Origin of the sequence: Sphaerisporangium flaviroseum, from assembly GCF_039537005.1 — a bacterium.
In the GTDB taxonomy this organism is placed as follows: Bacteria; Actinomycetota; Actinomycetes; order Streptosporangiales; family Streptosporangiaceae; genus Sphaerisporangium; species Sphaerisporangium flaviroseum.
On record NZ_BAAAZR010000063.1, the window covers coordinates 217,969 to 236,603 of the forward strand.

16 protein-coding genes and 1 pseudogene are annotated in these 18,635 nt (G+C 70.7%); 11 read left to right on the plus strand and 6 right to left on the minus strand.

Annotated elements, in window-relative coordinates; genetic code table 11:
* Positions 1-551 precede the first annotated feature (551 nt).
* Positions 552-1,415 (plus strand): NUDIX hydrolase, encoded by an 864-nt coding sequence (locus ABD810_RS40200; RefSeq protein WP_344953552.1) that lies wholly within the window; start codon positions 552-554, stop codon positions 1,413-1,415.
* A 158-nt stretch (positions 1,416-1,573) separates the two neighbouring features.
* Complete coding sequence (locus tag ABD810_RS40205) at positions 1,574-2,176, plus strand: hypothetical protein (RefSeq protein ID WP_344953555.1); 603 nt, start codon at positions 1,574-1,576, stop codon at positions 2,174-2,176.
* A gap of 36 nt (positions 2,177-2,212) precedes the next feature.
* Here the strand turns inward: ABD810_RS40205 and ABD810_RS40210 are convergent, their stop codons facing one another.
* From ABD810_RS40210 to ABD810_RS40215, 3 genes and pseudogenes are all read right to left on the minus strand, one after another.
* Positions 2,213-2,485 (minus strand): hypothetical protein, encoded by a 273-nt coding sequence (locus ABD810_RS40210; RefSeq protein WP_344953558.1) that lies wholly within the window; start codon positions 2,483-2,485, stop codon positions 2,213-2,215.
* 56 nt (positions 2,486-2,541) lie between these two features.
* Positions 2,542-2,952: pseudogene (locus ABD810_RS41275) on the minus strand (transposase domain-containing protein); the annotation flags it as partial.
* A gap of 80 nt (positions 2,953-3,032) precedes the next feature.
* Complete coding sequence (locus tag ABD810_RS40215) at positions 3,033-3,575, minus strand: RNA 2'-phosphotransferase (RefSeq protein WP_344953561.1); 543 nt, start codon at positions 3,573-3,575, stop codon at positions 3,033-3,035.
* Positions 3,576-3,784: 209 nt separating this feature from the next.
* Between ABD810_RS40215 and ABD810_RS40220 the strand changes: the two genes are divergently transcribed.
* Positions 3,785-4,840 carry a fatty acid desaturase family protein gene (locus ABD810_RS40220; protein ID WP_344953564.1) on the plus strand — a complete coding sequence of 352 codons (1,056 nt, stop codon included), beginning with the start codon at positions 3,785-3,787 and terminating at the stop codon, positions 4,838-4,840.
* Between the two features lie 42 nt (positions 4,841-4,882).
* On the plus strand, positions 4,883-6,040 hold the full coding sequence (locus ABD810_RS40225; protein WP_344953567.1) for a baeRF10 domain-containing protein: 1,158 nt from the start codon (positions 4,883-4,885) through the stop codon (positions 6,038-6,040).
* 56 nt (positions 6,041-6,096) lie between these two features.
* Here ABD810_RS40225 and ABD810_RS40230 read toward each other — a convergent pair whose 3' ends face one another.
* The 3 genes from ABD810_RS40230 to sigK all read right to left on the minus strand — a co-directional run bounded on the left by ABD810_RS40230 (position 6,097) and on the right by sigK (position 8,845).
* Positions 6,097-7,245 (minus strand): glutathione-independent formaldehyde dehydrogenase, encoded by a 1,149-nt coding sequence (locus ABD810_RS40230; protein ID WP_344953570.1) that lies wholly within the window; start codon positions 7,243-7,245, stop codon positions 6,097-6,099.
* A gap of 245 nt (positions 7,246-7,490) precedes the next feature.
* Positions 7,491-8,258, minus strand: a complete 768-nt coding sequence (locus ABD810_RS40235; protein ID WP_344953574.1) for an anti-sigma factor — start codon at positions 8,256-8,258, stop codon at positions 7,491-7,493.
* Positions 8,255-8,845, minus strand: a complete 591-nt coding sequence (sigK, locus tag ABD810_RS40240) for an ECF RNA polymerase sigma factor SigK (protein WP_425567054.1) — start codon at positions 8,843-8,845, stop codon at positions 8,255-8,257. Before sigK ends, ABD810_RS40235 begins: the two co-directional genes overlap by 4 nt.
* 197 nt (positions 8,846-9,042) lie before the next feature.
* Between sigK and ABD810_RS40245 the strand changes: the two genes are divergently transcribed.
* The 7 genes from ABD810_RS40245 to ABD810_RS40275 all read left to right on the plus strand — a co-directional run bounded on the left by ABD810_RS40245 (position 9,043) and on the right by ABD810_RS40275 (position 18,635).
* On the plus strand, positions 9,043-9,576 hold the full coding sequence (locus ABD810_RS40245; RefSeq protein WP_344953581.1) for an HAD domain-containing protein: 534 nt from the start codon (positions 9,043-9,045) through the stop codon (positions 9,574-9,576).
* Positions 9,577-9,714: 138 nt separating this feature from the next.
* Positions 9,715-10,827: a glycerophosphodiester phosphodiesterase gene (locus ABD810_RS40250; RefSeq protein ID WP_344953584.1), complete on the plus strand. Its 1,113-nt coding sequence runs from the start codon at positions 9,715-9,717 to the stop codon at positions 10,825-10,827.
* Positions 10,828-11,232: 405 nt separating this feature from the next.
* On the plus strand, positions 11,233-12,468 hold the full coding sequence (locus ABD810_RS40255) for a glutamate-cysteine ligase family protein (protein WP_344953587.1): 1,236 nt from the start codon (positions 11,233-11,235) through the stop codon (positions 12,466-12,468).
* Positions 12,465-13,766, plus strand: coding sequence for an ergothioneine biosynthesis protein EgtB (egtB, locus tag ABD810_RS40260; protein WP_344953591.1), 1,302 nt, complete (start codon positions 12,465-12,467; stop codon positions 13,764-13,766). The genes ABD810_RS40255 and egtB overlap by 4 nt, the downstream gene beginning before the upstream one ends.
* On the plus strand, positions 13,767-14,477 hold the full coding sequence (egtC, locus tag ABD810_RS40265; protein WP_344953594.1) for an ergothioneine biosynthesis protein EgtC: 711 nt from the start codon (positions 13,767-13,769) through the stop codon (positions 14,475-14,477).
* Positions 14,478-14,771: 294 nt separating this feature from the next.
* Positions 14,772-15,866 (plus strand): L-histidine N(alpha)-methyltransferase, encoded by a 1,095-nt coding sequence (gene egtD / locus ABD810_RS40270; RefSeq protein ID WP_425567055.1) that lies wholly within the window; start codon positions 14,772-14,774, stop codon positions 15,864-15,866.
* A gap of 609 nt (positions 15,867-16,475) precedes the next feature.
* The gene (locus ABD810_RS40275; protein WP_344953597.1) at positions 16,476-18,635 is read left to right on the plus strand and encodes a hypothetical protein; all 2,160 of its coding nucleotides are present in this window, start codon (positions 16,476-16,478) and stop codon (positions 18,633-18,635) included.

The window sequence follows — 18,635 nt, forward strand, 5'->3', positions numbered from 1 at the left end:
CGGACTCAGTGCAGGCGTAGGTGCCGGTTCGGTTGCCTGTTCAGCCCAGGACGGACCTGCGGCCAAACTCACGACCATCGTCGCAGTCAGGGCAGCGGCAGCGGCCCTCACCAACCGCCTCCTCCGATGCCTGGGACCGGGTAAGAGCGGTGCAGGTTCCCCACTTCGCACCCTCGGCGTCATGTACCACTCCTCTGCGTACAGCAGAGTGGCCACGCCAGGGCGTGGCCACTCGAACGGATGTTCCAAAGCAGATTATCAACGAGATCAACACAAAATAAGATCTTGAATAAAGGCCCTTTTTGTGGTCTGTTGGCTGTCCAGGGGGCAGGGCCGAGGGGTTCTCCGAGGCTTTGAGACTGCATGAGCGTGCGGGTGCCGAATGTTGTGTGTCCTCATTCGACCTGGGCGGCAGGAGGCCGCAGGAGCCGGCCTCAGCGGGAGACATTGAGTGCGGCGTGAACTGCGGAATGCATGACGCAGCTTGCACTAGTTGCAACATCACCCCGCGCATGTCCCGCACTGCCAGATTCGAAAACGAAGCGGCGGGCATGACCGCCTGCTTGCAACGGGCGCCGGTCGAAAGGTGGAACGGTCTTCCCCCTGGTCAAGCCGCAGATTCGGGCCGGTGGCGTGTGCTCATTTGCTGTCTTCCGCTGCTGTACAGCAGTGGGCGGCGCGCACCGCATGCGCTGGCAGGTCAACTCCGAAAGCCTCTCTACATCGACCCGTGGCTCGACATCCGGGTCACGGATGTCGAGCTGTCCGCGGCAGGCATCTGGACCACCGGCCGATCCGCACCGCGCCCAGAGCCGGAGCTGTGGTCATCGACGAACGGCGCCGGGTCTAGTGATCTAGCGGCACCGCTTCATCACCGACTCCTGGGATGGGAGATCCCCATCGGAAAGATCGAAGACGGAGAGGAACCGGCGGGCGCCGCAGCGTGCGAAGTCGAGGAGGAGACCGGCTGGCGGCCCGGCCCGATGCGCCCACTGGTGAAAGTCCAGCCGACCAACGGCATCTTCGACTCCGTCCACCACATCTTCCACGCCGACAGCGCCACCTACATCGGCCCACCCACCGAAGGCTGGGAGGCCGAACGCCTCGAATGGGCACCGCTAAGCGACGTCCCCCGGCTGATCGGCAAGGGCGAACTCGTGAGCGGCACCAGCATGGCCGCCCTCCTCTACGCCCTCACGAGATATAGCGACCGACCGAAGTCTGAACAGAGCCGACAAGACCGGCGATCAGCGGATCATGGCCAGGCAGCAGGACGGCTCACGCCCAGGAGTCGAGCGCGAGCCGTACAGCGGGATCTATGGAGCTACTCCTCTGTTGGGACCAGGCCCGTCTGGCAGGCGGCCCACTCGGATGGGTCACCTAGCTTGACGTTGGTGCCGCCGAGGCCGCAGTAGCCGTTCGAACAGATACTGCTGGTGGTAGCTCTTTGCCTTGGGACTCTTCGCGCTTGAGCCGATCCGGCGAGAAGCCGAGTGTCAACGACGGCTGAGTCCAGTTTTCACGCGCCGTCGACACCGAGAACCAAACCGTTCCCATCGGCATCTAACTCTTCATGATCAACGTGACACTCTCCTTGCTGCTGGCGCTGTCCCCGGCGACCGCGATCGAGATCCCGAAGAACTTCCTGATTTACGAGCACGACGCGCGCAGGCACCTGAGCTCCCATGAAGCAGAAGAACAGGGCTATCAGATCAGCGACAAGCTCACAGAGCCGTTGGAGCTGAACCCGTGCTGGCACCGGCGTGCCGTCGATCGCGATCGGGCGGCGGTCCGTACGATTACGCATTGGACCAGCGCACCTAGTGGCTCCTCCGAACAGCTCGTCATCTACAAGAGCCCCCGTGCCGCCCATACCTCGTTCACCCGTCTTCGCGCCGAGGTCAAGCGGTGCGCGCGCAAGGGTAACCCGTCGGAACCCAAACTCAAGATCCGTTGGCGGACGACTAAGGCCAAGGCGGGAGACGAGTCCATAGGCATGGGTTTCCAGACCTGGCAGGACGGCAGCCTGAACGCGACGATCAGCGGCATCATCGCGCGCAGGGGCAGCGCACTGATGATCTACACGACCACCGAGGGAATCTACGACCCCGGCCAGTTGACCAGAAACGTCAGGAAGATGGCCACCAAGGTGTGTAAGTTGTCCGGCGTCTGCTAGCTCCAACGCCGTGTAGTTAGGCTTTGGGACCGGTTGTCAGGGGTGTGGTGTGTCGGTGGCGGCGTAGCACGGGCAGGGCGCGGCGGTTCTTGACCCGGACCAGGAGCTGCGCGCCGGTGGCGAGGATCTGGGCCACCAGACCGCGTCCAGGACCGCGCGGGTGCCACAGGACACCAGCACCAGCAGCCGGATCGCCGGATACGCTGAGCCGCCGTTGTTGCAGCGATGCTTGGTGAACTCGGCCAGATTCGCCGGGCTGTCGGGCACCGCCATGGTGGTGCCGTCGATCGCGCAGACCAGCCCCGCCACCACACCCCTGGGACGCCGATCCCCGCGTCCGGGCCACGCAGCAGATCGAACAGCCACCGCAACGGCTCCACCCCCACCCGCCTGCGAGCCTGCGACAACCCACCACCTGTCGGATCGGCGACCGTCAAACCCGCCAAGCCGGCCGTCAACCGCTGCCACACCTGCCGCCGGCCCAACTCCGGGAACAAACACCCAGCCAGTTGCAGATACACCACCACACGCGAGGGCAGATCCCGGACCCGGGCCTGCACCCTGCCGGTCAAGGCCAGCGCCTCGACCATCTCAAACGGCACCAGCCGGGTCAGTTCCCCCAGATGACCCGGCGCGAACGCCCCTTGAGCAACGACAACCTCACGAGAAATGACAACTGGGCATCCAACGGAGCTCCCGCCGAACAGTGATCTTGGTCGACACGGTTCTAGCAGGAGGTCCGTTGTCACTTCAGGCGATTGACACACTCGCCCCACGCCTAACTACACGGCGTTGGGGCTAGATCCGCGTGGCACCGGCGGGTCTCCGGTCCCACAGGCCCCGGGAGGGCAGCGCCCTACCCGGGAAAGCGGATGCAGGACGGTGGGACGTGGTCCACCAGCCATACCCCGTTGGCGCTGACGCGGAACTCGTGCCCGGCCGCGCGCGTCGCCGCGGCGTCCACGGCCAGCACCACCGGCACCCCGCGCCTGGCCCCCACCCGCGCGGCCGTCTCCCGGTCGGGCGACAGGTGGACGTGGTGGCGGCTCATGGGGCGCAGCCCCTCGGATCGGATCGCCGCCAGGCTCCCGCGCACCGTGCCGTGGTAGAGGAACGCGGGCGGTTCCGCCACCGGGAGGTCCAGGTCGACGGCCACCGTGTGACCCTGGCTCGCCCGGATGCGGTTCCCCTCGATGGCGTACCGCCGCTTGTCGTTGGAGGCGACCACATGTTCGAGCTCCTCGCGGCCGATCGGGAACCCGTGCGCGGCCGCGGCCTGGAGCAGGACCTCGATCTCGATCCAGCCACGCGGGTCCAGCTCGATGCCGATGCGGTGCGGCTCGTGCCGGAGATGCCTGGCGAGATATTTGGAGATCCGTACCATCCGGCGGTCGTCCATCGTCCCTCCTTCTCCGTCCCCGCAGGGGATGCCGGCCGCGAGACGGCCCCATGGTGGGGCTAGCACTACCGTGCACCGGCGTGGTGCCTGGATACCGCGGGAGGCGGCGAACCCGACAGGCTTGGACCAGCCACCGCCAACCCACGTCAACGCCATTTCCGGCGACTTCCTCCGGTTGGCGGGGCATCGTTCACCAGGTGAGGAGACCCGTGAGCTCATCCACGATCGACGCCGCGGACCAGGAGACGCGCGGAAGCGACTTCGCCCGGCTGTCCCGCAGGATAACCGAGGCAGGGCTGCTCGACAGGCGCCCGGTGTACTACGCGTTGAGGCTCGGCCTGGTCGCCGTCCTGTACGCCGCCGGCTGGGCCGCGTTCGTCGTGGTGGGTGACTCCTGGTACCAGCTGCTGATCGGCGCGTTCCTCGCGGTGATCTTCGCCCAGGTCGCGCTCGTCGCCCACGACCTGGCCCACCGGCAGGTCTTCCGCTCCCGGCGGACCAGCGAGATCGCGGGGTGGCTGGCAGGCAACCTGGGCGTCGGCATGAGCTATGGGTGGTGGATGGACAAGCACACCCGGCACCACGCCAACCCCAACCACGAGGACCACGACCCCGACGTCTCCCCCAACGTCCTGGTCTGGTCGACCAAGCAGGCCGCCGCCAGCCGCGGCGTCGCGCGCTACATCGGCCGGTGGCAGGCGTTCCTGTTCTTCCCGCTGCTGACCCTGGAGGGGCTGAACCTCCACGTGTCCAGCTTCCGGGCGCTGGGCAAGCCCTCGCTCAAGCACCGGGGCCTGGAGGCCACGCTGCTGGTCGCGCACTTCGTGTTGTACTTCGCGGCGGTGTTCGCGGTGCTGCCGCTGGGCAAGGGCCTGCTGTTCGTCGCCCTGCACCAGGCGATCTTCGGGGTGTACCTGGGCTGCACGTTCGCGCCCAACCACAAGGGCATGCCGATGCTGACGGGCGACCAGCGCCCCGACTTCCTGCGCCGCCAGGTGCTCACCTCCCGCGACGTGAAGGGCGGCCTGGTGGTGGACATCGCCCTGGGCGGTCTCAACTACCAGATCGAGCACCACCTGTTCCCGAGCATGCCGACCCCGAACCTGCGCCGGGCCCAGCCGATCGTCAGGGCCTACTGTGCCGAGCTGGAGATCCCCTACCACGAGACCGGCCTGTACGACTCCTACGCGCAGGCCCTGCGTCACATGCACGCCGCCGGCGCGCCGCTCCGCGTGCGGGGGGCGTCCGTCACCCCCGCCCAGTAGGTGGCGAATACTGGTCGGAGGGACCAGCGACGGGGGCAACGCATGATCACCACAGAGACGATCGGCCGGATCATCCGGTACAACGGGGGCGATCTGCCCGTGGTCTCCTTGTACGCCGGCGTGGGGCAGGACGGCCCCACCGCCCTGCGCACCCAGATCAACAGCCTGCTCCACGAGATCCGCCCGCTCGGGGAGGACGACTCGCTCGGACGCAGGGCGCGTCTGTCGATACGCGGCGACATCGAGCGCATCGAGAACCTGGAGGGTCTCGAACGGGTGGAGACCGGCGCGGTGGCCGTCATCTCCTGCAGCGAGGACGACTTCTTCGAGCAGGTCATCCTGCCGCGCACCGTCAGAGACCGGGTCATGGTCGGCACGACGCCGTGGGTACGCCCGATGCTGGCGGTGCTCGACGAGTTCCACCGCTGCTGCGTCCTGGTGGTCGACCGGCGGTCGGCGCGGGCCTTCGAGCTGTACCAGGACGAGATGCGGGAGATCGACGAGGTTCAGGACTCCGCCTTGCGCAAGCCGAACTACGCCGGCTGGTACGGGCTGGCCGAGCCCCAGGTGCGCAACCGCGCCGACGACCTCGCCAAGCGTCACTTCCGCAACGTCGTCCGGGTGCTCGACGAGCTGTTCCGCACCGGCCGCTACGAGCTGCTGATCGTCGGCGGTCACCCCGAGGAGGTGCCGAACTTCCTGGAGTTCCTCCCCCACGATCTGCGGCCCAAGGTCGCCGGGACCTTCACGATCGATCCCCGGACGGCCACAACGGCCGACATCCGGCGCGACGCCGGGCGCGTCGCCGAGCGGTACGAGCGCGACGAGGAGCGCCGGTGGGTCGCCGAGGTCATGGAGCGGGCGGCGACGCGTAGACCGGCCGCGCTCGGCCTGGACGACTGTCTGTGGGCCGCGTCCGTCGCCGCGGTGGGGAGGCTTCTGGTCCAGGAGGGCGCGACGGCCCCGGGCGTGGTGTGCGACGAGTCGGGCTGGCTGGCGACCGCGGGAGACACCTGCCCGCTGTGCGGCCGGGCCACCCGGAGATCCCCCGACGTCATCGACGAGCTGGCCCAGGCCGTGATCACTGAGAGCGGGTCGGTCGAGCACGTGCTCGCCGACACCGAGCTCAAGGACCACGTCGTGGCCGCCTCGCTGCGCTTTCCGCTCCCCCCGCGACCGCCGCTGGACGGGCCCGCCTGAAGGTCCCGCCCTCCGGTCTCCTCCGGATCGTCAAGCGGCGGTGGCGATGGAGACGTTCAGCCGAGGCCGGGCTTGAGCGTGACCTTGGTCCATCCGGGCTCACGCTTGTCGAAGTGCGCGTAGGCGTCCGGCGCCTCCCGCAGCGGCAGTTCGTGCGACAGGATGTACGACGGTTCGGCCTTGCCGGTGTGGATCAGGTTGCGCAGGTAGCGGTCGTAGCGCTTGACGGGGCACTGGCCGCTGCCGATCGTCTGGCCCTTGAACCAATGCAGGCCGTACTCCAGCGGCACCCGCCCTTGCTTCGCGAGATCGTCGGGCCCTCCCGGGTCCTCCGGTATGAAGACTCCCACGACGCCGATGCCGCCGGTGAAGCGCACCGACTCGACCAGCTTGTTGAGGGTGTCGTCGGGATGCTCGTGCCCCTGGGGGTCGTGTGCCTGGTACCCCACGCACTCGCAGCCCCGGTCGGCCCCCTCTCCGCCGGTGAGCTCCAGCACCCGCTCGACCGGCGAGACCTTCGAGTCGTCGATCGGGATCGCGCCGATCTGCTCGGCGAGGGCGAGCCGATCCGGATGGCGGTCGACCACCATGATCTTGCTGGCGTTCTTCACCACCGCGGAGAGCGCGGCCATGAGCCCGACCGGGCCGGCGCCCATGATGACGACCGACTCGCCGGGGCGCAGCCCGGCCATCTCGGTGGCGTGGTAGCCGGTGGGGAAGATGTCCGCGCACATGACGTAGTCGTTCTGCTTCTCGCGGCCGTCCTCGGGCATCTTGCAGCAGTTGAAGTCGGCCCAGGGCACCCGGAGGAACTCCGCCTGACCGCCCTCCCACGGCCCCATGTCGGCGAAGCCGTACGCCCCGCCGGCGAGCCTCGGATAGTCGTTGGCCCTGATGCAGTAGTTGGTGAGTCCCGCGTTGCAGTTCTTGCAGGTACCGCAGGCGACGTTGAACGGCACGGAGACGATGTCCCCGACCTGGATGCGCTCCACGGCGTCGCCGGTCTCGATGACCTCGCCGAAGTTCTCGTGCCCGAGGATCCTGCCCGGCTCCATGTCCGTGCGGCCCTCGTACATATGGAGGTCCGACCCGCAGATGTTCGTCGTGATGATCTTGACTATGGCGTCGCGCGGGGTCTCGATCCTCGGATCGGGTACCTCGTCCACGCTGACGTCGCGAGGGCCGTGGTAAACCAGTGCTTTCATTGTCCGTCCTCCTGAAGTCCGGCGCGGGGAAGACCATGCCTCTGCGCCACCTGGGGGTGGCCGGCCGGATCACGACCTGGGCCACCCGGCCGCCGGGTCTCCCCGCCTCCCTACAAGCGCCGGTGCCGGTGGCCGCAAGGTGGTCGGAACTCCGCGGCCTCGAGTCTCCGTTCGACCATGTCCCGGGCTGACGGCAGGCCACATCCCCCATCCGGGTAGCGGCCTCCGGGCAGGGCGGGCGAGGGTCAGGCCGGCGGCAGGGTGAGCACCATCAGCGGCTGGTCGGACGGCTGGGCGGATCCGCCCGCGGGCTCGATCGTGACCCCCACCTTGGTGGCGTCGCCGGGTGCCCCGAGGACCACCGGAGGCGTGCGCCCCGAGGAGTCGGGCCGGGTCAGCCTGTCGGGGATCGCCCCGGCGGGGCCGATCCGCCAGAGCTGGTAGGTCTCGTTCTCGGGCAGGGCGGCGAGCCCGGTCGAGAAGAACACCATCTTGCCCTGCGACCGCGACATCACGACCCTGCCGGTGACGCCCCCGCCGGCCCGGCCCGTGACGGTGCGGGCGTCGGGGGCGGCCAGCACCGCGGCGATCTGCTGGTTGCCCTGCCGCTCGCGGGCGAGCAGGTCCTGCGTGTGATAGGCCACGACACCCAGCCCTGCGGTGGTGGCCAGGCACGCGGCGACCAGGCCGGTCGCCAACCGGGGCCACCACGACCGCCGGGAGCGCCGGGACCGCCGGGACCCCGCCCGCGGCTCGGGGGCGGCGACCGGAGCAGGGATCGGGGGAAGCTGCCTGACCAGGCCGATCTCGGCCATGACGCGCCCGCGAAGCGCGGGAGGGGGCTCCTGGGCCACGGCGGCGCCGAGACGGGCGGTGGTCTCGCGCAGTCCCCGCATCTCCTCCTCGCAATCGGCGCACCGGCTCAGATGGTCTTCGAAACTCATGCGGTCTCGGGCGTCGTCGAGGGCGTAGAGCGCGTACGCTCCGGCCAGCGTGTGCGGATCGCGGCTCATCGCTCCACCCCCAGGCAGTCGCGCATGCGGATGAGGCCGTCGCGCATCCGGGTCTTCACCGTGCCGAGCGGCACCTTCAGCAACTCGGCGACCTCTCGGTAGGTATATCCACCGTAATAAGCGTATGTAACCGATTCGCGCTGCAGCTGGGTCAGCCCGTACAGGCAGCGGCGCAGCCGTTCCCATTCGAGCGACGTCTCGACCGACTCGACGACCTCGTCATAGGGACGGCGCACCTCCAGGCGTGCGACCCGGTCCTCGCGGTCGGTCGCCGCCTGCGCGGCGCGGACCCGGTCGACGGCGCGATGATGGGCGATCGTCATCACCCACGACATGCCCGAGCCGCGCGCGGCCTCGAAGCGCGCGGCGCTGCGCCACACCTCGACCAGCACCTCCTGGGTGACCTCCTCGGCCTGCGCCGGGTCGCGGAGCACCCGCAGCACCACGCCGTACGCGGCGGGCGCCACCATATCGTACACTTGTTCGAACGATAGCCGGTCGCCGCGAGCGACCCGTTCCAGCAGCTGATCCAGCCCGGGCCGGTCATGCTGGCCGTCATCCAGGGGCACGGCCCGTCTAGGCCTCATGCACTCCCCCAACCATCGGCGTAGAAGTGGACACACCTACTTCGGCCCGCGACGGCCCCTGGATTGGCGCACGGCCGGTTTTCTGGGATCCGGTCCCGTTTCCGCCACAGGAAACCGGTCCAGGGCCGCCCGAGTTGGAAGACGGGCCCATGGTGGCGGCATCATGGCATCCAGCACCGACGACCGAGGAGAGGCACGTGACCAAGCGTCCCCTGGTACTGCTGGACGTGGACGGGGTGCTCAACCCCGTCCGGCGGCATTCGCTGTGGCTCCGTCACCACGAGTGCGTCCTCGACGGTCAGACGTACCGGATCCTGCTGAACGCCCGTCACGGCAGGAAGCTGGCCGCGCTGGCCCGTCACACCGGGGCCGAGCTCGCCTGGGCGACCACCTGGGAGCAGCACGCCAACGTCGAGATCGGCCCGCGCATCGGCCTGCCGCAGCTTCCCGTCATCAAGGTGAACAGCGACCCCGGCAGCCGGGCGGGCGAGCACTTCAAGACCCGGCACGTGGCCGAGTACGTCGCCCGCCGCCCGTTCGTATGGTTCGACGACAACCTCGCCGCCCCCGACTGGCAGTACCTCCAGGACCATCCCGGGGTCGACGAGTTCCTGCTGGTCGACGTGGATCCCCGGACCGGCCTCACGGACGCCCATCTCGCCCAGGCGCGCGCGTGGCTCGCCGACCGGGCCCGTCCCGGTCTCGACGGCGCCGGCGCGCCGTCGGGGTGACCGCACCCCGGCGGGGTGCCGGCATGTGCGACATGACACTCCGGGGCATATGAGTCGTTGATCGTTAACTGCTTCGCCACCCCGGGTACAGCTCGTGAGACTAGCGTGCCCCGCGAGACCAGAGAGTGGGGTGCCTGAATGCTGAAGAAGACACTGACCGGAGCGCTGGCCGTCCTCGCCGGAGGAGTACTGATCACCGCCCTCCAGCCCGCGAGCGCGACCACCGCAGGCCACGGGAACGACGATCGAGGGCCGATCGTCATCGGACACCGCGGCGCGAGCGCCATCCGTCCCGAGCACACGCTTCTGGCCTACGAGGCCGCGGCCAAGCTCGGGGCCGACTACATCGAGCCCGACCTCGTGTCGACCAAGGACCACGTGCTGGTCGCCCGGCACGAGAACGAGATCTCCGCGACGACCGACGTCGAGAACCACCCCGAGTTCGCCGCCCGCAGGACGACCAAGACCATCGACGGGGCGCAGGTGACCGGGTGGTTCACCGAGGACTTCACGCTGGCCGAACTGCGCACGCTGCGGGCCGAGGAGCGGATCCCCGACCTGCGGCCCGACAACACGGCCTTCAACGGCCTGGCCACGATTCCGACCTTCGACGAGGTCATCGAGCTGGCCCAGAAGTACGGTGTGGGCGTCTACCCCGAGACCAAGCACCCGACGTATTTCGACTCCATCGGGCTGTCGCTGGAGGAGCCGATCCTCGAGACGCTCAAGCGGCACGGCTGGGACGACGTGCGGTCCCCGGTCTTCATCCAGTCCTTCGAGACCACGAACCTCAAGGAACTGCGCTCGGCCACGCGCCTGCGGCTCATCCAGCTCATCAACGCCACCGGCGCCCCCTATGACCTGGTGGCGGCCGGCGACCCGCGCACCTACAGCGACCTGGTCACCCCCGAGGGCCTGCGGGCGATCTCCCGGTACGCCGACGGCGTCGGCGTGGCGACCTCACGCATCGTGCCGGTCGGCGCTGATGGCAGGCTGCAGCCGCCCACGACCCTCGTGAGGGACGCGCACCGCGTGCGCCTGCAGGTGCACACCTGGACGGTACGCCCGGAGAACTCCCAGCTTCCCGTGGACTACCGGCTCGGCAACCCTGCCGCCCCGGCCTACCCGCGTGCCACCGGCGACGTGATGGGCTGGCTGGAGCGGCTGTTCACGCTCAAGGTGGACGGCGTGTTCTCCGATGACCCGGGCATCGCCCGCGCCACGCGCGACCGCTGGCTGGACCAGGGCTGAGGTCGCCGCGCGATACGCGGGCGAGGCCGACTTCCCGTTTTGGGTAGATCGCGTCGTATGAGTCGATCGTCCCCTTTGGGCTTCATGTGGCTTAGTGACGGGTACGAGATGCTTAGCACAACCCGCCGCGGTGATCGGGAACTCGGAGGTCCGCCGCTCAGCCCATCTCACCCGTCGTCCATCCCACCTGGCCGTACGAGCCGGCCGCCACGCTCGGCCGCCACGCGCCCACCGGGTCCTCAGCCGATGGCGTGACCGCAATGTGGTCATTCGCCCGATCGCCCGCCCGGCGGCGGGGCGATCCACGGCTCATCCAAAACCGCCGTCCCGCCATGCCCCTGTGCCCTGTGAACGGGAGGTCTCCACAGCTCTGCCGACCGTAAGCACCTCAGCGTAGGAGGGTCCATGATCGGTACGGAGAACGGCGACGCGACGGTCCGCGGGCTGGCGGACGTGGAGGGATTCGCACAGCGGTGCTTCCGCGGCACCCCGGGCGACGCGGTCGGCATCGAGCTGGAGTTCCTGGTCTTCGACCGTGCCGATCCGTCCCGGCAGGTCCCGGTCGACCAGATCTCCGAGGCCCTTCCCCTGCTGCCCGGCGGCAGCGCGGTGACCTTCGAACCCGGTGGCCAGCTCGAGCTCTCCGGCCCGCCGGAAGACCTTCCTGCGGCCATCTCCCATCTCCTCGCCGACGTCGAGACCGCGCGGCGGGCCCTGCACGACGAGGACCTGGTGCTCGGCGGGATGGGGCTGGATCCCCTGCGCCCGCCCCTGCGCCAGCTACGGCAACCGCGATACGACGCGATGGCGGAGCTGCTTGGCGTGCCGTACGGGCCGATGATGATGTGCCTGACCGCCTCCATCCAGGTGAACGTGGACTTCGGCACGCGACCGGTCATCCGCTGGGAGCGCGCGAACCGGCTCGGCCCCGTCCTCAGCGCCGCGTTCGCCAACTCCCCGATCGTCGGCTCCCGCCCGTGCGGGTGGATGTCGGGCCGCCAGGCCGTATGGCTGCACCTCGACCCCACACGCACCCACCCGGTCGTGTGGGACGGTGATCCGGCCGCCGCCTGGGCCAGGTACCTGATGGACGCCCGCCTGATGCTGATCGGAGGCAGGACCCCGCGCCGCCACACCCCGCCGAGCCGCGCCACCCTCGGCGACTGGATGAGGACGCCGGACCTGGCCGGTCACGCCCCCACGACCGGCGACCTGGCCTACCACGCGACCACGGTCTTCCCTCCGGTACGGCCACGGGGGTGGCTGGAGATCCGCTACCTCGACGCGCTGCACCCGAGGTCATGGCCGGTGTGCGTGGCGGTGACCTCGGCCCTCATGCTCGACGACCACGCCGCCGACACCGCGCTCGCCTCCGCCGAGCCCTTCGCCGACCGCTGGTGGCAGGCGGCGCACGTGGGCCTAGAGGACGAACGCGTGCGGCGGGCCGCCGAGGACTGCTTCCGCGCCGCCCTCGACGCGCTTCCCCGGCTGGGCGCCGGCCCCGGCCTGATCGCGGACGTGGACGCCTTCGCCGACCGCCACGTGAGCACCGGCCGCTCCCCCGCCGCCGACCTGCTCGCGCGCGCACGAGACACCGGCCCGCCCCTGCCCGCCTGGCTCGGTGAGGAGGTCCCGGCATGACGGGCCTCAAGGAACGGATCGCCACCGAACTGGAGGAGGGACGGAGCCGGTCCCTCGCCTACACCGACGCCGACGACGAGGTGCTGGTGCGCCAGCACTCCACGCTCATGTCGCCTCTGGTGTGGGACCTGGCCCACGTCGGCAACTACGAGGAGCTGTGGGTACTGCGGGAGGTCGGCGGCCTCATTCCGCTGCGCCCGGAGATCGACAAGCTTTACGACGCGTTCGCGCATCCGCGCAGGGACCGCCCGAGCCTGCCCCTGCTCGGCCCGGCCGAGGCCCGCCGTTACATCGCCGGCGTGCGCGGCCGAGTCCTGGACGTGCTGGACACCGTGGACCTGCGCGACCCCGACCCGCTGCGATCGGACGGCTTCGTGTTCGGGCTCGTCCTGCAGCACGAGCACCAGCACGACGAGACGATGCTGGCGACCCTGCAGCTGTCGAGGCGTCCGGGCCTGGTGCGCGACGGAAGGCTGCCCCCGGGACGGCCGGGGGGCGCGGGCGAGGTGCTCGTCCCTGCCGGGCCGTTCCGCGCGGGGACCGCCACCCTGCCCTGGGCCTACGACAACGAGAGGCCCGCCCACCAGGTCGACCTGCCCGCCTACTGGATCGACCGGTTCCCGGTGAGCAACGGCGACTACGCCGCCTTCATCGAGGACGGGGGGTACGCCGACCCCCGCTGGTGGGACCCGGACGGCTGGCGCTGGCGTGAGGAGAAGGCCGTGCCGGCACCGTTGTTCTGGACCCTGGAGGCCGGCACGTGGTGGCGTACCCGCTTCGGGCGCGCGGAGCCGGTGCCCATGGCCGAGCCGGTACAGCACGTGAGCTGGTACGAGGCGGACGCCTATGCGCGCTGGGCGGGCAGGAGGCTGCCCAGCGAGGCCGAATGGGAGAAGGCCTGCGGCTGGGACCTCGCGGCCGGCCGGGCGCGCGGCTACCCGTGGGGAGACGCGCCGCCCTCGCCCGAGCACGCGAACCTGGGGCACCTGGCGTCGCGGCCCGCGCCGGTCGGCGCCTTCCCCGCCGGAGCGAGCCCCTGCGGCGCCGAGCAGATGATCGGCGACGTGTGGGAGTGGACCGGCTCGTGGTTCCTTCCCTATCCGGGCTTCCGCGCCTTCCCCTACCGGGAGTACAGCGAGGTCTTCTTCGGCGAGACCTACCGGGTGCTGCGCGGCGGATCGTGGGCCACGCACCCGACGGCCGTCCGGACGACGTTTCGCAACTGGGACTTTCCGACCCGCCGGCAGATCTTCGCGGGGTTCCGCTGCGCGCGCACGGCGACCGCGGAGGAGGCCTAGGTGTGCCGGCACGCGGCGTGGCTGGGCGTTCCCCGCACGCTCGCGTCGCTGGTCCTGGAACCGGGGAACGGCCTGCTCGCGCAGTCCTACGCCCCGCGCCTGCAGCGGTGCGGCGCCGTCAACGCCGACGGCTTCGGCGTCGGCTGGTACGACGAGCGGTGGGAGCGGCCGGTGCGCTACCGCCGGACCATCCCGATCTGGACGGACGCGAACCTGCCCGGGCTCGCCGCCGCCGCCCGGTCGGCCTGCCTGATGGCCGCAGTGCGCTCCGCGAGCCCCGGCATGCCGATCGAGGAGACCGCCACCGCGCCCTTCACCGACGGTCCCTGGCTGTTCAGCCACAACGGCCGGGTGGCGCGCGAGGCGGTCCGGCCGCTCGCCGAGGGCCGTGAGCCCGAGAGCTCGTGCGACTCGGCGTGGCTGGCGGCGGCGGTGTTCGCGCGGCTCGGCGCTGGCACCGCACCGCCCGACGCGGTCGCGGAGGTGGTGACGGCCTCGGCGCGAGAGGACCCCGGCGCCCGGCTCAACGTGCTCCTCACCGACGGGGAGACGGTGGCCGCCACCGCCTGGAACGAGACCCTGTTCCTGCGCCTCGGCGAGGGCGTGCTCCTCGCCAGCGAGCCCCTGGACGACGGGCCGGGGTGGGGCGCCGTGCCCGACCGGCACCTGGTGCTGGCCACTCCGGACGGCGTCCTCGTCCAGCCACTCTGACCCGCTCCACCGCCACCGGCGCCGCTCACCGCTCCACCGCTCCACCAGCACCCAACCGCCACCGCCGGCACTCCACCGTCACCGCCAGCACTCCACCGTCACCGGCGGCACTCCACCGTCACCGCCGGCACTCCACCGCTTCCCGCTCCACCGCTTCCCGCTCCACCGCTTCCCGCACCACCGCCCACCGCTTCCCGCTCCACCGCTTCCCGCACCACCGCCCACCGCTTCACGGCCCTCCGCCTCCAGCCACCGCCCACCGTCACCGTTCCACCGTCACACCAGGAGGCCCGCGTGTCCGTCACACAGATTCCGCTGCCGTTCCTGTACACGGTCAACCACCTCGGCCCCGACTACCTGCGCAGGGCCCTCGCCGGCGACGTCCGTACCGGCCTCACCTCGACGCCCAAATGGCTGCCGCCGAAGTGGTTCTACGACGCCGCGGGAAGCGAGCTCTTCACGGAGATCACCCGGCTTCCCGAGTACTACCCCACGCGCCGCGAGCTCGCCATCCTGCGCGAGCACGCCGCCGAGATCGCCGAGCTCTCCGGCTCGGAGACACTGGTGGAGCTGGGCTCGGGCACCAGCGAGAAGACCGTCCTGCTCCTGGACGCGCTCGCCGCGGCGGGGACGCTCAAGACCTACTCCCCGGTCGACGTGGACGCGACCACCCTGGACGCGGCGGCTCACCGGATCGCCCTGGCCTATCCCGGCCTGGCCATCTGGGCGGTCTGCGCCGACTTCGAGCGGCACCTGTCCCGGTTGCCCCGCGTCGGAAAGCGGCTGGTCGCGTTCCTCGGCGGCACCGTCGGCAACCTCGACCATGATGCCCGGGCGTCCTTCTTGGAGGAACTGCGGGCGACCCTGTCCCCCGGGGACGGCCTGCTGCTCGGGGCCGACCTGGTGAAGGACACCGGGCGGCTGGTCGCGGCGTACGACGACTCCGCGGGCGTGACCGCCGCGTTCAACCGCAATGTGCTGAACGTCATGAACCGTGAACTCGGCGCGGACTTCACGCCTCAGGCCTTCGACCATGTGGCGCTGTACGACGGGAAGCTGCACCGGATCGAGATGCGGCTGCGGGCCAGCCGCCCTATGCGGGTCCACTTCCGCGAGCTCGGCATGGCCGTCTCCTTCAAGGCCGGCGAGGAGATGCGCACGGAGATCAGCACCAAGTTCTACCGGTACCGCCTGGAGGGCGAGCTGATCCGGACCGGCTTCGCGCTCAGCCGCTGGTACACCGACCCCGCCCAGGACTTCGCCCTGGTCCTGGCGTTCGTACCGGAAAAGCGGCGTCACGACGGCGGGCAGGCCGGCGAACCGCGCCGTCCGCGCCGAGGCGGACGGGGCAAGGCCTCCGGCCCGGCCGCTCCGCCCGAGGCCGTATAGCGGCGGCACGCGGCCGGATCGGCCGTGAATCGTTCATGCCGAATGAGCGCCCGCACCAGCCGCGAATTCGGACTGACTCGGCCAAATCCGCTAAATACTCCAAATAGGCATACTTGGCGCGAACCCACCTGTTAACCCACCCCGGCCGCCGGTCGCGTCCCGGGGCACCGCCAGGGCGCGAGCAGCCCGTGGGCCGCCCTGGGACGCGGGTGCCCCTCGCCTACACCCGGACGCCGAGGCCGGTGCCCCGTGTCCACGCCCGGACGTCGAGGCCGGCGCCCGCATCACGCCCGGACGTCGGCGCCGGTGCCCCGCGTCACGCCCGGCCGATCACCGCTGTCCCGCAGACGCATAACCAGGAGAGAAATATCCGGTTATTGCCGTTGAAGCCTATTCATCCGGACGTTTCCCGGTCGCGCGCCGGTCACTTTCCGGGCATCGTGAAAGCGTGAGAAGCTCCTTCCGCCCCTCGTGAACGCACGCTCCCGGCAGTGGCCCCATGAACCTCGGTACCTGCCCGAGATATATGCTTTGGAGATCAATATGGCTTTTGCCGTAGCTATCCCCTCGCATGCGTGAACCGCAGCACTGACGGAGGAGGTTTCCAGAGTGTCGGCGCAGGAAAGACGGCTCTCGGCGATCGGAGAGGCCGCGGCAGGTGTCCTCCGCCACACCGACTACCACCTCGTCCGGGCCGAGGACGTCGCCGCGGCCGTGCGGCTGTCCCGGGAGGGCCAGAGCGGGCGGCGCAGCGCGGTCTGGCTCTACAACGAGGTCAAGAGCCGCAGGGTCCTGGTCGCTCTCGCGCTCCACCACGCCTTCGTCGAGTTCGCCGACCGCAACGGCCCGCCCGAGCGGCCGGTGACCCCCGGCAGCCTCGTGGAGGCACGCGACCTCGTCACCCAGTCACTGCTGCTCGTGGCCCGGTTCCACCGGGCGGAGGCGTTCCTCACCCAGCAGGTGCAGCTCGGCATCGGCGACATCGCGACGTCGGAGAAACGCCAGTCCGCTCCCCAGGGGGCGCCGAGCTGGCCCGACAGCGCCATGGGGCGCGCCGCCGCCGCGGGCTGGGCGGGCCGCGTCGTCGCCTACGCCGACCACCTCAGGCCGGTGATCGCCGCCGCCGCGCACGCCGTGTGCCTGCCGCCCGCCGGGTGGGCGCGGGCCTGCGCGGAGAAGCTCTCCGACCTCGCCTTCGACGCGCTGACGGACGACGCGGACGGGCCCGTCGACCGGCAGGCCGCCGCGCTGAGCGCCCACTGGTACGAGCGGCACCTCATCCCGCTCGCCGGCACCTGGATCAACGACCTCGACGTGGCCGAACGCACCCGGGACGTGGCCCGGCGTGCCGGAGTCGGCACGCGCGCCGAGGCCGACGCCCAGGTGAGCGTGCTGCGCTCGATCCTGGACACCGGCATTCTGCTCGAACGCGCCTCGCGCGAGGCCGCGGAGCTGTCACGGCTGCTCTCGCCGCCCGAGGCCGGCACCGAGACCGACCTGCGCGCACGGTGTGACGTGGAAAGCCGGCGGGGCCTGGCGCTGCTGCGGTACGGCGACCTGGAAGGCGCCCAGGCCGGGTTCCGGTCCTCCTTGGACCTCGCCGAGAACGAGGTCAAGGCGTACGACCGGGAGGCCGCGGCCTTGTACGCCGCCCGGGCGCGCCACAACCTCGGTGAGGTGCTGGTCGAGCGGGGCCGTCCGGTCGAGGGCGCGGAGCTGATCGGGCAGGCCCATGCGGCGCGTGCGGAAGGAGCGGGGGAGTCGGCCGGGGTGTCGCCCTCCTGGCGGCGCTTCACCCTGACCGCCCAGGCCGCCGCCCGCGCGGCCGTCCGCGCCGGCAAGGTGGTCGACGGCCTGATCAAGGCCGAGGCCGTGGTGGCCGACCGGCATGCCCGTCTCGGCGACCCCGGTGACATCAACGTGGTGGCGGCGCGCGTGTCCCTCGGCGAGGCTCTGCTGGAGGCGGGCCAGCCCATCGAGGCGCGCCACGTGCTCCAGGAGGCCGGGCGGCAGCGCGCGGACCTCCTGCAACCCACCGCCTACTGGCCCAACCACGACACGGTGCGGATGGCGCAGGTCGAGCTCACGCTGGGAGATCCGAGCGCCGTCCTCCGGCTGCTCGAACGCGCGCCGGTCCTGGACGACTGGTTCGCCGCCCACGTCTCGTTCCGCCTGTGGGCGGAGGCCCGGACGGCCCACGCGCTGGCGATGGCCCTCGGGGACGACGTCGGCACCGCGCTGAGCGGGCTGCGGGAGCTGGCGGACCTCCTGGCGCCGGCACCGGCCGACGGGCTGGTCCTGTCCGTCGCCCGCGCCCTCGCGGAGGTCCAGCTCTGGAGCGGCGATCCGGCGGCGGCCCCCGCCACCCTGAAGCGGGTCCGCGCGGCCGAGACCGAACCCGGCGACCCCCCCGGACGGGCGCGGACGCTGCTGCTGGCCGCCCGCTGCGAGGACGCGCGCGGCGATGACAAGGCCGCCGAGCGCCACCGCGCCGCGCTGGAGGCACTGAAGGACAGCGGGGTCGACGCCCAGCACCCGCTCCTGCTCGAAGGGCGGTACGACGCGGCCGCCCATCGGTTCGAGACCGGGCGGTTCGACGGGCTGGACGAGCTTCTGGCCCCCCTGCTCAAGCGTGCGCCCCTCGCCCACGGCCGGCCACCGCTCGGGGACGGGCACCCCCTGCTGCTCAAGGCCGTCACGCTGGCCGACAGGAGCGGCGCCGTCCACCTTCCCCGGGCGCCCCGCCAGGTCCTGTGGGAGGACGCGTGA

Excerpts from the sequence above, each read along its gene's own strand:
- ABD810_RS40200 (WP_344953552.1), top strand. The coding sequence starts at position 552 with ATGACCGCCTGCTTGCAACGGGCGCCGGTCGAAAGGTGGAACGGTCTT.
- ABD810_RS40205 (WP_344953555.1), top strand. The coding sequence starts at position 1,574 with ATGATCAACGTGACACTCTCCTTGCTGCTGGCGCTGTCCCCGGCGACC.
- ABD810_RS40215 (WP_344953561.1), bottom strand. The coding sequence starts at position 3,575 with ATGGACGACCGCCGGATGGTACGGATCTCCAAATATCTCGCCAGGCAT.
- ABD810_RS40225 (WP_344953567.1), top strand. The coding sequence starts at position 4,883 with ATGATCACCACAGAGACGATCGGCCGGATCATCCGGTACAACGGGGGC.
- ABD810_RS40230 (WP_344953570.1), bottom strand. The coding sequence starts at position 7,245 with ATGAAAGCACTGGTTTACCACGGCCCTCGCGACGTCAGCGTGGACGAG.
- ABD810_RS40235 (WP_344953574.1), bottom strand. The coding sequence starts at position 8,258 with ATGAGCCGCGATCCGCACACGCTGGCCGGAGCGTACGCGCTCTACGCC.
- sigK (WP_425567054.1), bottom strand. The coding sequence starts at position 8,845 with ATGAGGCCTAGACGGGCCGTGCCCCTGGATGACGGCCAGCATGACCGG.
- ABD810_RS40250 (WP_344953584.1), top strand. The coding sequence starts at position 9,715 with ATGCTGAAGAAGACACTGACCGGAGCGCTGGCCGTCCTCGCCGGAGGA.
- ABD810_RS40255 (WP_344953587.1), top strand. The coding sequence starts at position 11,233 with ATGATCGGTACGGAGAACGGCGACGCGACGGTCCGCGGGCTGGCGGAC.
- egtB (WP_344953591.1), top strand. The coding sequence starts at position 12,465 with ATGACGGGCCTCAAGGAACGGATCGCCACCGAACTGGAGGAGGGACGG.